10 protein-coding genes and 2 tRNA genes are annotated in these 14,134 nt (G+C 56.6%); 11 read left to right on the top strand and 1 reads right to left on the bottom strand.

All coding sequences use genetic code 11. The annotated features are described in order from the left end of the window. Positions 1-16 precede the first annotated feature (16 nt). Entirely contained in the window at positions 17-3,448 is a 3,432-nt protein-coding gene (locus DW024_RS03930; RefSeq protein ID WP_117655800.1) for a SpaA isopeptide-forming pilin-related protein, read from the bottom strand. Positions 3,449-3,745: 297 nt separating this feature from the next. On the opposite strand from DW024_RS03930, the gene DW024_RS03925 reads away from it, so the two are divergent. From DW024_RS03925 to DW024_RS03875, 11 genes are all read left to right on the top strand, one after another. After that, positions 3,746-3,820: transfer RNA gene (locus DW024_RS03925), tRNA-Gly, on the top strand. Between the two features lie 293 nt (positions 3,821-4,113). Beyond that, positions 4,114-5,460 (top strand): adenylosuccinate lyase, encoded by a 1,347-nt coding sequence (purB, locus tag DW024_RS03920; RefSeq protein ID WP_118377029.1) that lies wholly within the window; start codon positions 4,114-4,116, stop codon positions 5,458-5,460. Positions 5,461-5,588: 128 nt separating this feature from the next. After that, entirely contained in the window at positions 5,589-5,852 is a 264-nt protein-coding gene (locus DW024_RS03915; RefSeq protein WP_089572560.1) for a TIGR03905 family TSCPD domain-containing protein, read from the top strand. After that, positions 5,852-7,063, top strand: a complete 1,212-nt coding sequence (locus DW024_RS03910) for a twin-arginine translocation signal domain-containing protein (RefSeq protein ID WP_118377028.1) — start codon at positions 5,852-5,854, stop codon at positions 7,061-7,063. The genes DW024_RS03915 and DW024_RS03910 overlap by 1 nt, the downstream gene beginning before the upstream one ends. A gap of 153 nt (positions 7,064-7,216) precedes the next feature. Continuing rightward, the gene (locus DW024_RS03905; protein ID WP_006236208.1) at positions 7,217-7,939 is read left to right on the top strand and encodes a response regulator transcription factor; all 723 of its coding nucleotides are present in this window, start codon (positions 7,217-7,219) and stop codon (positions 7,937-7,939) included. 11 nt (positions 7,940-7,950) lie between these two features. Continuing rightward, entirely contained in the window at positions 7,951-9,516 is a 1,566-nt protein-coding gene (locus DW024_RS03900; protein ID WP_118377027.1) for a cell wall metabolism sensor histidine kinase WalK, read from the top strand. 118 nt (positions 9,517-9,634) lie between these two features. Further along, positions 9,635-10,513 (top strand): phosphoribosylaminoimidazolesuccinocarboxamide synthase, encoded by an 879-nt coding sequence (locus DW024_RS03895; RefSeq protein ID WP_035136481.1) that lies wholly within the window; start codon positions 9,635-9,637, stop codon positions 10,511-10,513. Then, the gene (locus DW024_RS03890) at positions 10,514-11,089 is read left to right on the top strand and encodes a hypothetical protein (protein WP_118377026.1); all 576 of its coding nucleotides are present in this window, start codon (positions 10,514-10,516) and stop codon (positions 11,087-11,089) included. An 88-nt stretch (positions 11,090-11,177) separates the two neighbouring features. After that, positions 11,178-12,458, top strand: a complete 1,281-nt coding sequence (locus DW024_RS03885; RefSeq protein WP_118377025.1) for an aminopeptidase — start codon at positions 11,178-11,180, stop codon at positions 12,456-12,458. Positions 12,459-12,486: 28 nt separating this feature from the next. Beyond that, positions 12,487-12,562, top strand: a tRNA-Lys gene (locus DW024_RS03880). Positions 12,563-12,707: 145 nt separating this feature from the next. Beyond that, positions 12,708-13,505, top strand: a complete 798-nt coding sequence (locus DW024_RS03875; protein WP_118377024.1) for a TraX family protein — start codon at positions 12,708-12,710, stop codon at positions 13,503-13,505. Positions 13,506-14,134: the final 629 nt, after the last annotated feature.

Raw genomic sequence — 14,134 nt, 5'->3', positions numbered from 1 at the left:
CCGCTTTTTCATCGCTCTAGCGCTTCTTTGGGATTGACCTAAGGCGAGCGAACCATAGGGCTGCGGCACCCGAGGTCAGGAGCGCGGTGATGCAAGCGGCGATGGGAGCTGATCCTGTTGCCGGTAGGTCCTGCGGTAGGGTACAGCGTTGAATGACACTGTCCTCGTCATGTGACTCAAGTTTATCGCCGCCGCCGTTGCGGCAAAGATCGACGCGTGCGCTGTTGGTGAGTGCAGTTTGGGGTGTGTAAGCCGACGTTGCCTGCATGTGCACGACTGCGCCCCGAGCATCTGTGCCAAGGATTGCTTTGGCATCGTCAAGGTCGTCGTGCTCATCTTTGAGATCATCACGGGTCCAAGAATCCGTATCGCTTCGAGTCGTAAAGTCGGCGGCTACCGCACCGTATTCAATGCGAATGCCCGTCACGACGGTATTGGATGCAAGGTCGAGTTCTTTCGCCTCGAGTGTGGCGGATTCCGTGGTCGAGACATCCGCCTTCCAGAGGTGCCAGCCGTCGTAATCGACGAGGCGGCAATCTTCACCCAGACTCTCTTTTACTTCGTCGGACTCAAGCCAAGGATTTTCGTGCCCATCGCCAAGAGTCGCGTTTGCCGGCTCATCGACGTCTGTCGAGTCCAACGGCGTCGTGCGATACCACACGTTGCACAGACCGTTGAGGTCGCCGATGGCGACGGGGGTTTCGATTGAGACGAATCTCGCCGTGCCGTCTTTGGCGCACTCAAGATCATCGGTAATCGTAAACTCATCAACCCAAGTAGCGGAATCGTTTCGAGCATCGATGGTATAGGAGAAAAGCCCATCCGTATTGGTTTGCATCGCGGCGCGGTTTTTTCCATCGCCGTTAGCCAACAGACCCTTCCCGATAGGTTGGACAAGTTCCTGACGCTTGTCGACCTGTCCTTTGATCTCGATGGGCGCATCCTTCATCGCGACGGATTGGACTTCTCCCGTATCCTTTATTTCAAACGTTATCTCCTCGGCAAGGTCATGGGTCCGCGGAGACATCGTTTCGCGCAACGAGTAGGTGCCGGGTGCAAGATGTTCGATGCGGTGCGGCTTGTCGGATGAGGTCCAGGAGTCTATTTCGGTTTTATCGGGACCATATAAGGTGAGCTGTGCGCCTTTCACTTCCTGCTCTCCGCTTGCATCGACCTTGGAGATATCAACCTTGGTGTAATCGTCGGATACGTTAAGCCGTGCTTCCACAACGGGTGTTTTCTGGTCGGCATAGGTAAGGTCGACGATATGATGCGTCCGGTCGAGCAAGAAGCCGGTCGGCGCTTGAGTCTCGACAACCTCGTAGCGTGCGGTGCCAGATCCCAGCGGGAGGTCGTCCGCGCGTGCTTCTCCAGTTTCATCCGTCGTGACGGTAGCGACAGCCTCGCCGTCGAGCGCGGCAATGCTACCGTCGGGGCACACGATATCACCTGAGGCACGGATCTCAAAGATGGCGCCCGCGAGGCTGCTGCCGTCTACGGCATCGGTTTTAACGATCCTGATGTTTCCGGTCGCGGCGTGGTCATAATACGAGACGATTGCAACGGGCGTTAGGTTTATATCGGCGGGTATGTTTACCTCGATCTCTCCGCCGACAAGATAGGGCTCTTTGGCCGAGGTTTCGCGTACATAATAGGTGCCCGGCACGAGCGATTCGGGCAGTGTGACGGTGCCGGTCGCGTCAGTCGTAAAGGTGTCCATTACGTTATGTGCTGGATACCAGCATGTTTGTGAGACAGGTTTGTGATTGCTGTCGAGGAGTTGGAAGGTGAATCCGGCTAGTGGAACAGAAGCGCCTGTTTGGGCATCGCGTTTTACAATTTGGAGATGCGTCGACAGAGCGTGGTTGTCCACGATATATTGAAGCTCGGCGCCGTCGGAAATCTGATTGGCCTCGACGGTCCATTCCCCCGCACGTTTAAAACCCTCGGGGACGGTTTCCGGAACCTCACGAACCGTGTAGCCGGCGCGGTCGTATGGGACGGCTCCGTGGACACCGGCTGGTCGCTTGCCTGTGCCGAACCATGCTTCGGGCTGGTCTTTGGTGGAGGCAAAGCCATAGATGTTTGTAGTCAGTGTGCCAACAACCTGCTGAGAGCTGTTACTGACAACCTCAAAGACAACATCTCCTGCCGGCTGCTCCAGGCCGGATTGATCGCTATTGCCGTAGTCCTTGAATTTGGAAATCTCAAGGTCAAACGCAATGGGGATATTGGAAACGCGAGATTCGATCTCGACCACGCCTGAATCGCCGAGTTGGTCGGCTCCAACGGTGTAAGACCAACTGTCACCGGAGGGCAAATAGCCCTCGGGCGCCTTCGATTCATAGATGGTAAAGGTTCCCAGGGGGACATCGGTGAGGGTAGCTCGACCGCTTTCATCGGTCCTGAGAGTTTGTGTCCATCCAGGGGTTGATTGCGATACGCACACGAATTCTGCTCCTGCGAGCGAAGCTCCAACTTGGGGGCCTGCATTCGTTGCGGCGTCGAGCTTTACAATGCGCAAGGTAATGGTGCCGGGTTGTTCATCAATGGTGACGTATCCGCCGTTATTCGTCGTGGTAAAGGCAATGCGATCGTGCAGGGGGATATAACCAGCTGGCGCTGTTGTCTCAACTAGGTAGTATGCCGTGTTGGGTAGGAGTGTTGCCTGCGCTCGACCGTTGCTGTCCATCTGGACGGTGCCGACACGCGCGCCGCTGGCGCTCTCAAAAACATCGAATGTTGCCCCGTCAAACTGATAAGTATTGTTTCCGCTGGTAATGGCAGCGTTTGCAGACTGCTTTTGGAAGGAAACAGAGACTGCCGGCAGTACATAGAGCATGTCTTGACGTTTGCTGCCGCCCGATACGGTTCCTATATAGCGCCGCGCGCGGTGCGGAGCGGCTTTGATGCTTCCTGATTTTGCGCTGTCGTGGAGCCACCGCGCAGCCGCCACGACTTCATTGTCGGCGGTAAAGTGCCCGCTCTTGGTTTTGCCCTGAGCGGTTGTGTAGGAGTAGGTGCCGTCGACATGGGTAGTGCCGTTGAGCATCCATACGGCAAGCTGGGTGGCGGCGCGGGCGCGATCGGGTGAAAGATGGTAACCGCCAAACGACGTGGCGGTAGGATATCCGTGACAAACGATTGCCGCGAACTCGTCGTCGAGCCACACCCAGCCTTGATCAAAGTTGAGCCATGGGCCGCCCGGCTTGGTGGGGCCGGGGCGCTCCTGGTTCATGCAGTAGGCAATCGAGGCGTCTTGAGCTTCATACTTGCCGATGAAGAAGGGCCCACAATCATCGCTAATAGTGCGGAAGCCGAGCTGGTCGTAGCCATCGACGGCAAATGCGGCTCCCGGTGCCAGACAGCCGAAAAGCAGGAAGAGGAGCAGGAGCAGCGGACCTGTTGCGATTGCGCTGTGGACAGAGTGCGTGGGTGCGTTGGACATGGCTGCTCCTTATCCCTCGTGCGCCGCATGGGGAGGTTGCGACGCGTAGGATGAGACTACCCCCGAGGTTCATGCGGGTAAGTACCGGAGCCTGACCAAAAGCTTGCCCAATTCCTGACAAATTGAGCTCAAATACAACAATCAGGCAAAAGCGCAGGTAGAAGATAAGGAGAACAGGAGGCCAAAGGTCCTCGTCTCCACAATTGATGCGATTTTCAAACGAATCTCCACAGCTAAAACAAGCATCGCCACCCTTGTATCGAACAAGACAACCGCGTTATACTAGCCAACACACAAGCGGGCATCGCCAAGTGGTAAGGCATCAGCTTCCCAAGCTGACACTCGCGGGTTCGAGTCCCGTTGCCCGCTCCAGAAAAAGTAAAAGCACGACACCGTTCCGGTGCCGTGCTTTTTTCAATAAAGCGCCGGGACTCGAACCCGCCAGGGTGCGAGCGTAAAACAAACGCGAAGCGTTTGTAGCGAGCAGGCGAAGGCGCCGGCAGGCGCCTGAAGCCGGTACGGATTTGCGAAGCAAATACGCGGACGTCCCGTTGCCCGCTCCAATTCCAAAATGTTAGGTTAATGCCTGCTGCCCATACTTGCACCTGCGCACGGTACAATGGTTGGGTTACGACCAACGTGCCAATAACCAAAAAGGAGCCGCTATGATCGATCGCTATACCCGCCCGGAGATGGGACACATCTTCTCCCTCGAGAACAAGTACGCCATTTGGCAGGAGATCGAGGTCCTGGCCTGTGAGGCCCAGGCGGAGCTCGGCAAGATCGGCATTTCTAAAGACGAAGCCCAGTGGATTCGCGACCATGCCAACTTTGAGAAGGCAAAGGTCGACGAGATCGAGGAGGTCACGCGCCACGACGTCATCGCCTTCCTGACCAACATGAAGGAGTACATCGACGCCGATGTTCCCGAGGGCGACCCCAAGCCCAGCCGCTGGGTTCACTATGGCATGACCAGCTCCGATCTGGGCGACACGGCTCTGTGCTACCAGCTCACCCAGGCCTGCGACCTGATCATCGAGGACGTCAAGAAGCTCGGCGAGATTTGCAAGCGTCGCGCCTTTGAGGAGCGCAACACGCTCTGTGCCGGCCGCACTCATGGCATCCACGCCGAGCCGATGACCTTCGGCATGAAGTTCGGCTCTTGGGCCTGGGAACTCAAGCGCGATCTGGATCGTCTTGAGGACGCCCGCAAGAATGTTGCCTTCGGTGCCATCTCGGGCGCTGTTGGCACGTACAGCTCCATCGAACCGTTTGTCGAGGAGTATGTCTGCGAGCACCTGGGTCTGGTTCACGACCCGCTGTCCACGCAGGTTATCAGCCGCGACCATCACGCCTATCTCGCCGGCGTTCTCGCCACCACCGCGGCCACCTGCGAGCGCATCGCTACCGAGGTTCGCAATCTGCAGAAGACCGATACGCTCGAGGCCGAGGAGCCGTTCCGCAAGGGTCAAAAGGGCAGCTCCGCCATGCCGCACAAGCGCAACCCGATCACCATGGAGAAGGTCTGCGGTCTGTCGCGCGTCGTGAAGTCCAACGCCCAGGTTGCCTTCGATAACGTCGCCCTGTGGCACGAGCGTGACATTTCGCACTCCTCTGCCGAGCGTGTCGCCCAGGCCGACAGCTTCATCGCCCTCGACCACATGTTCCAGTGCCTCATCCGCGTTATCGACGGCCTGCAGCTGTACCCTGCCCGCATGCTGGCCAACCTCAATAAGACCCGCGGCCTCATCTTCTCCTCCAAGGTGCTGCTGGCCCTCGTCGACACGGGCATCACCCGCGAGGACGCGTACGCCATTGTGCAGGAGAACGCCATGGCAACCTGGCACGAGGTGCAGGATTGTGTCTCCGGCCCCACCTTTAAGGAGCGTCTCGAGGCCGACCCGCGCTGCACCGTCAGCCAGGAGAAGCTCGACGAGATCTTTGATCCGTGGGACTTCCTCACCCGTATCGACACGGTCTTTGATCGTCTGGAGCAGCTGAGCTTCGAGTAGGTTCGGGCATAACGTTAGCTTTTTAGGGCGCTTTGCTGGTAATGTGTGTTGCCGGCAAAGCGCCTCGTTGCATTTAGGGAAAGACGGGGATAATAGTCGTCTCGAATAACATTCTGAGAGGGGATCGCATGATTTCGTTTGATTACAAGCCGCAGGGTGTATGCTCTCGCAATATTCACCTCAATCTCTCTGACGATGGCAGCAAGGTGCTGGGCGTTGAGTTTACCGGCGGCTGCGATGGCAACCTCAAGGCCATCTCCAAACTGGTCGAGGGCGCTCCTGCTGACCGTGTGATCGAGGTTCTTGCCGGCAATACCTGCGGCATGAAGAAGACCTCTTGCGCCGATCAGCTTACGCGCGCTATCGAGGCCGCTCGCGCCGAGATCGCCTAATGGGTATCGCCGACCACATCAAGAACGGAATATCGCGTCGCGGCTTTGTGCTCGGTGGAGCTGCCGCGGGCGCTGCCACGGTGCTTGCCGGATGTTCGAAAAAAACAGGCACCAGTGATGATGCCGCCGGCGAGCCGCAGGTTATCAAGGACGATTCGAAGATTGTCTCGATCACTGATGAGTACGAGGCAGTTGACATCGATCTTGAGCCGGCGGCATCGTGGACGCTGCCGCTGGGCACGTTGCTGTACTACTGCGATGGTGACTATGCTGCGGCAATGATGGCGCCCGCATCGGCACTGCACGCCAACACACTCGGTGTGCTCAACCTGGGCGATGGCTCGCTTACCACATTAATTGAGAATCCTATCGAGGGCACGGGATATGCTTTTTACGATGTCCGTGCCGGCGACGGCGTGTTTGCGTGGGTTGAGATGAACTTTGCCAGTTCATCGTGGAAGCTCTACGCTCAAAATCTGTCGGGCGCTTCGCTCTCTGGCGACGTGGTTGAGCTCGATCGAGGTGGCAAGGACTACGATCCGCCGCTGTTTACGGCGTTCGGGTCATCAGCCATCTGGTATAAAATGCCTTCGGCAGGCGGCAATAAAACGAGTAGTGATTCGTTTTGCTATCGTCGCTCGCTTGATGAATCCAAGGCCGAGACAATTTGGAAATCGACGGGCCGCTTTGCGTCGGCCCCGCGCGTGAGCGACGGCATTTTGACCATCTCGCCGCGTGTCCGCAACGACGAGGGCGTCTACTACGGCATAACGGCAATCGATCTGACCGATGGCAACAACACCAAACGTGCCCAGCTAGTCCTTCCCTCGTCAGTCTCGCCTTTCGAGGCCGTATATATGGGCGATACCTTCGTGTTTTCTATCGAGGCGACCTATAGTGGCGTGGGCAGCCTGGGCAACATGGGCACGTATATCGGTAATGAGGGAGGGCCGTACCTCTTCCTGTCCCGCGAGCCGCTCGCATGTGCTGCCGGCAAGAAGAATAAATATCTCGTTAAGGTACAGTCATCGCATTTTCTCATCGACACTTCTGCCAAGACCTATGGCTCGCTACTGTCGCCCGACCGCGCTTTGGAATATGGCGATTATCCAGCTACGGCGGGAAAATCGGACTCATTCCTTACGTACGCCACGGTGCGCAACAGCCAGGGTATACCCGAGACGGTCACCGCACGCCTATTCTCTCTTTAAGCTTAGAGGGGTTAAAAAGGCGCCAACAGGGGAATAAACGCGTTGTAATTGTGAGTACCGCCCGCCGAGCTGCCGCGTCATAGTGGCATCCGGCGGGCTCAGGTGCGTTAAAATGGGCTTGTTCTTAGCTGATTGAGACAGGGGGGCCGTGTTATGGCTTCAGATGCAAAAAAGATTCTGCTGGTCGAGGATGAGAAGGCAATCCGTGACGCCGTCGCTGCCTATCTCGAGCGCGAAGGCTACTGGGTTGTGGGTGTCGGCGACGGCCAGTCCGCGATCGAGGAGTTCGAGAAGCATCAGTTTGACCTGGTCGTGCTCGACCTTATGCTCCCCAAGATCCCCGGCGAGCGCGTTTGCCGCACCATTCGCGATACCTCGGATGTCCCCATCATCATGCTGACTGCCAAGGGCGAGATCGAGGACCGTATTATCGGTCTTGAGCTCGGCGCCGACGACTATCTGATTAAGCCGTTCTCGCCGCGCGAGCTTGTCGCGCGCGTTCGCGCTCTGTTCCGCCGTGCCCATCAGGCCGACGAGCCAGCCGTCGAGGTACTCGACTTCGGCGATCTGGTCATCGATATCTCGGGCCACAAGATTTTGGTCGAGGGCAAGGAAGTCGACCTGACGGCTTCCGAGTTTAAGCTGCTCACCACGCTTGCCCGTCACCCCGGTCGCGTCTACAACCGCATGGAGCTGGTCGAGAAGGTGCTCGGCTACGACTTTGAGGGCTATGAGCGCACCATCGATAGCCACGTGAAGAACCTTCGCGCCAAGCTGGGCGATGATCCCAAGAAGCCCAAGTGGCTCTACACCGTCCACGGTGTCGGCTATCGCTTCGAGGCTCCGGCCAAGACCGATAAGTCGGACGAGAAATAGGGAAATCACATATGACACCTGCGCGCTTTGAAATCGGACAAAAGCACAAGCAGGAGAGCGAGGCGGGTTCCAAGGCTAGTTGGAACACGCCTCGCTCCGATTCACGGCCAACGATGAGCTACCCCTCGCGCATGGCACTTGCTTTTGCTCTGACATCGCTCATGACGGTATTGGTGCTGGTGGGCGTGGTCTCTGTTGTGTGGGGCACGGTCTTTTCGGATTACACGCGCTCCAATATCGTCGAGATCGCCAATTCCGCTGCCGAAAAGCTTGCGACGTCGTATGAGGAAAACGGCAACTGGACTGCGGGCGAGCTGCGCACGGTCGCGACATCGAGTTTGGTATCCGACGACCTGAGTATGCAGGTCGTCAACAAGAAAGGCGTTGTCGTCTATGACGACTCATGGCCTTCGGCAAGCGCGACCGCCGATGTGCGCGAGAGCGAATCGGCGTCGAGCAGCTCGAGCGGTAAAAAAGCATCGCATAGCCCGGTCTCGTCTGCTCCAACCGACTCCGATAGCGTTGCCAACGTCGAAATCATAACGTCTTCGGGCGAGCATGTCGGACAGGTAAAGCTATGGGCCATCGGCTCCGATGCCTTGCTCACCAAGGCGGATTCTGCATTTAGGGAGAAGACCTTTAACGCCATGGCCCTCGCCGCGGTTGTTGCAATCTGCATTTCGGTCGTTATCGGATCGCTCGTGTCGCGCATGCTCACCAAGCCGATTCATCGTATTACGAGCACGGCCAAGCAAATTCGCGATGGCGATCTGTCCGCTCGTACTGGTTTGCGCGGCGATGACGAGATTGATCAGCTGGGTGAGACCTTCGATGAGATGGCCACTTCGCTCGAGAAGGATATGAAACACGAGAAGCGCCTGACCTCAGACGTGGCTCACGAACTTCGTACTCCGCTTATGGCCATGCTCGCGACAGTCGAAGCCATGCAGGATGGGGTGTATCCCACCGACGACGAGCATCTGGAAACCGTTGCATCCGAGACACGTCGCCTGGCCCGTCTGGTGCAGCAGATGCTCGATCTATCGCGCATGGAAAACAGCACAGCGCCGCTCAACCTTGAGCCGGTGGACATGGTTCCCTTCGTGCGTTCCATCGTCAACGCTCAGGAGCGCCTGTTTGTTGACCGCGATCTGCGCTTGCGCTTTGCAGATGAAACCCAGGGTCACGACGATGCCGTCGAGGCCGATCCCGACATGATCACGCAGTGCGTCATCAATCTCATGAGCAACGCCATGCGCTACACCCCCGAGGGCGGTTGGGTCGTGGTGTCGGTGCTCAGTGACCGCAAGCATGTCAGTATTGCCGTTTCGGATACCGGCATCGGTATTGCCAAGGACGATCTGTCGCGCATCTTTGGTCGTTTTTGGCGTGCCGACGCCAGTCGCGCCCGCGAGGCGGGTGGCCTGGGCGTGGGCCTCGCCGTGACTAAACAGATCGTCGAGCGACATCATGGCTACATTTCCGTGGAGTCGGAGCTTGGAAAGGGTACGACTTTTACGATTCATCTGCCTCGCGAGCACACGGCGGACGCGGCATCTACTACAATGGAGCACTAGCTTTTCGCTATTCGGTGAAGGAGGGGTTTCGTCCCTGCCGCTCCGAGTTTGCGAAAACGTGCGGGAAAGAACCCGCATTACTGTCGTATTTTGGTAAGGAGTGACTCACGTGACAACGATGGAGCGTCGTCCGGATTCCCGTGGCAAGGTTCGTGATATCTACGATGCCGGTGAAAACCTGCTGATGGTCGCCACCGACCGCATTTCTGCGTTCGACTTCATTCTTCCCGACGAGATTCCGTTTAAGGGAGAGGTGCTCAACCGCATCTCGGCATTCTGGTTTGATAAGTTTGCCGACATCGTCCCCAACCATCTCGTTTCCATCGACCCGGCGGATTTCCCCGAGGAGTTTGCCGAGTATCGTGACTACCTCGCTGGCCGCGCCATGCTGGTTAAAAAGGCCCAGACGATTCCTATCGAGTGCATCGTCCGCGGCTATCTGACCGGTTCGGGCAAGAAGACCTACGACGAGAACGGCACCGTCTGCGGCATCCAGCTGCCTGAGGGCCTGACCGAGGCTTCCAAGCTTCCCGAGCCGCTGTTCACGCCGTCCACGAAGGCCGAGATCGGTGACCACGACGAGAACATCTCGTTCGAGCGTTGCTGCGAGATCGTGGGCGAGGACATCGCCACGCAGATTCGCGACCTTTCCCTCAAGATCTACAAGGCTGCCGCCGAGTATGCAGCGACCCGTGGCATCATCATTGCCGACACCAAGTTCGAGTTTGGTGTCATCGATGGCAAGGTCACGCTGATCGACGAGTGCCTCACGCCTGACTCCAGCCGTTTCTGGCCTGCCGCCAGCTACGAGGAGGGCAAGATTCAGCCCAGCTACGACAAGCAATTCGTCCGCAATTGGCTCAAAGCCAACTGGGATATGACGGGGGAGACCCCGCACCTGCCCGCCGAGGTCATCGATGGCACGTCCGAGCGCTATCGCGAGGCCTTCCAGATCATCACGGGCTCCCAGTTCACAAGCATGAAGGAGAACGCATAAGTGAGTACCCGTAGCGCCACGAACAAGCGCACGCAATCCCACGAGGTTACCGGGGTTGCGCGCAAGTCCGCCGCATCCGCCAAGCCCGCCCGTCAGGCAGCGAGCTCTGTCCGCGTCGTGCCGGCTTCGTCTAAGGCACGCCGCAAAGAGCTCGAGAAGGGCGAGAACCTCGAGGGCCTCTCTAAAGAGGAGAAGCGCGCCCGCAAGGCTAAGCAGCGCGCCAAGGAGGATCGCATCTACACGGTGTCGAATATCCTTCTCAAGCAGGATGAGGACTACACCAAGCGCCGCCGCATCTGGTGGGCCGTGCTCGCTATCGGCATGGTGCTCGTCGTGGCCATTTGGGCTTCGCTGTACTTCGCTCCCGCTGGCATGGTGTCCAGCCCTGTCCAGATGGTCGGCATCGTTTTGTCCTACGTCGTCATTTTGGGTGACTTTATTTACGACTTCGTTCGTATTCGTCCCCTGCGCAACATGTACCGCACGCAGGCCGAGGGCATGTCCGAGAACAAGCTCAACGCTCTTATTGAGCGCGCGGCTGCCGAGGAGGACAAAAAGGACTCCAAGAAGAAATAGCGTTTGCATGCATATTTATCGCTAAGATATAAGGCGCGTCGTTTTTGCGGCGCGCTTTTTACTGTTCTATAGATAGATGGAGTGGCACATGATTCGAGCTGCCCTGACGGTCGAAGAGGCTCTGGAGGGCATGAAGGCCCTGGAGCCCAAGATTAAAAACTATGCGCGCCTGGTTGTCCGCAAGGGCGTAAACGTCAAGCCCGGCCAGGAGGTTGTCGTTCAGTCTCCGGTCGAGTGCGCGCCGTTTGCGCGCGTGGTGGTCGCGGAGGCCTATGCCTCCGGTGCCGGTCACGTGACGGTTATTTGGGCCGATGACGCCGTGACGAGGCTCACGTACGAGCATGTCGAGAAAAGCTATTTTGAGCAGACGCCCGAGTGGAAGCGCCTGCAGCTTGATTCCCTGGCCCAGGATGGTGCCTGCTTTATCTTTATCGATGGTGCGGACCCTGCCGCCCTTAAGGGCATCGATCCCGCTAAGCCTGCTGCAGCTTCTAAGGCAAGGAACACGCAGTGCAAGGTCTTCCGCCGCGGACTGGACTACAACATCAACCCGTGGTGCATCGCCGGCGCGCCGGTCGTTGCCTGGGCGCGCGAGGTGTTCCCGGGAGACGCCGATGAGGTTGCAATCTATAAGCTGTGGAATGCGATTCTGCACACCGCTCGCGCCGATGGCCAGGACCCGGAGAGCGACTGGGAACTCCATGACGCCGCATTCGAAAAGAACCTGCGTTTCCTGAACGACAATCGTTTCGACTACCTGCATTACACCTCGGCAAATGGAACCGATCTGACGATTGGCATGACGAAAGGTCACGAGTGGGCCGGCGGCAAGGGCAAGACGCCCGATGGGCACCCCTTCTTCCCCAACATTCCCACTGAGGAAGTCTTCACCTCGCCTGATCGTATGCGTGCCGACGGTATCGTGTATTCGGCTATGCCGCTCATTCACCACGGTAACAAGGTTGACGATTTTTGGATTAAGTTCGAGGCGGGCCGCGTAGTGGACTACGATGCCCGCGTGGGTAAGGCGACGCTTGCGAGCATTATTGACACCGATGAAGGTGCCGCTCATCTGGGTGAGGTCGCGCTTATCTCCAAGAATACGCCGATCCGTGAAAGTGGCGTTCTATTCTATGACACGCTCTATGATGAGAACGCTAGCTGCCATCTCGCGCTGGGTGTCGGTTTCCCCGAATGCATCGAGGGTGGGTATGACATGTCCAAGGAGGAGCTCCTGGAGCATGGCGTTAACGTCTCGAGCACGCACGTCGATTTTATGATCGGCACGGACGATATCGATATTACGGGCATTACGCCTGATGGACGTGAAGTTGTGATTTTCCAGAACGGCCAATGGAGTTGGGAATAGTCCCAGACCGTGGTACAATGCCACCCGCGGGCCGTTAGCTCAGCTGGCAGAGCAGGGGACTTTTAATCCCAAGGTCCAGGGTTCGAACCCCTGACGGCCCACCATAGAATAGAAAAGCGACTGGCGGATGCCGGCCGCTTTTTTGTTGCCGCGACATGGGTTCGAACCCGTCGGGGCGCGGAGCGCCGCAGCAGCCGCCTGCGGAGCAGGCTGAACCCCCGACGGCCTACCCAAAGAAAGGAAAACGAAATGAAAACAGAGAGATACGGAATTAGCGGCAGCACATTAAAGATAATAGCGGCCATCTCGATGGTTCTCGATCATGTAAGCAGGATCGTCCTGACCAATGGAATCATGACTCACGCATCGTACAATCAGATATCAGACGAACAGTGGGCGATTCTAAGCGAGGCTTCGGATGTGCTTCATGTTCTTGGCAGAATTGCATTTCCCTTATTTTGCTTTTTGATAGTTGAGGGATTTTTGCATACTCATGACATAAAGAGGTACCTGCGAAATATGCTTGTCTTCGCAATCATTGCGGAGCCCATATACGATTTCGTTCAAACCGGGCAACTATTTGACCTTCGGCAACAAAATGTTATGTGTGAGCTCCTGCTTTGCTTGGTATTTTTGATAATTCTGGAAAAGATACAAAGCCTTTCAAAATGGAAGAGGTACATCGCAGAAACTGCTCTGATTGTTTTGACAGCACTGGCAGCTGAGTACACTAAACTGGATGGCGGTGTGTATGGCATTCTGCTTGTGGCTGCATTCTATTTATTCCACGACAGCAAGGCCAAGATGTTCTTTGCTGCAGTATGCGCAGTGCTCCTTTCGTCATGCCATATAGTTGGCGGCGGATTTGAGTTTGCTACAGCTAATATGTTTAATCCTGATGTTGCTGCCGCGGTCGTTTCGTTGCTGCTTATCAATCTTTATAATGGCAAGCGAGGGCTGAAGCTCAAATATTTCTTCTACATTTTCTATCCGGCTCATCTTGCTCTGCTTTATGGTGTCTCACTTACTGTTTTGAACTGTCTTTAAAAACTCTCAAACAAGTCTCTGAAAGCAGAAACAAATTGACCCTAAGACTGCTTGTGAATTTCCGGAAGACCTGTGAGATACGAGGATAGACAACGAGGGCTGCAGAAAGATGCTTCTCAGTTCTCTGGCGGATCGCACGTATCTGTATGAGGATCACTTCCACACACTCATTAATAACAGTGATAAACACGGCAGATCCTCAAAACATGAGGCTGCGGAGGTCGAACGATGCTTCGAAAGCATGAATGGCAGCGAGAAAATGAGTTCGGAAGCACCCTCTGGATGCTCCAGCAAAGAACAGAAGGCGATCGGCTCCGGCTGGTCGCATTTTTGTTGCCGGTGCACGGGCTCGAACCAGAACTTCTCTATATATAAGAACGCTTGGCGAACAAAACCTGCCTTTTACCGACGGGAAACAAATCGCTGATGCTTTTGGAGTAAAGTGGCGCTCCAGAGATGACCGATGCCTTAACACCTATAAACCAGCCGGTTATCGCCAATATCAGAAGCTGCTGCTTCGAATACGGCCTCAGTGAAGCAACTGATGGTTCTATTCATTTGTGAATAAAATATGGAGTGCGCGATTCCCGCCCCCGGCGCCCCTCCGGTCTGGCAATATATCTCCTTGC

The sequence above is a fragment of the Collinsella sp. AF37-9 genome, from assembly GCF_003475115.1.
Lineage (GTDB): Bacteria > Actinomycetota > Coriobacteriia > Coriobacteriales > Coriobacteriaceae > Collinsella.
Note: the sequence above shows the minus strand (reverse complement) of the source record. Positions and strands in the feature narration are given on the sequence as shown.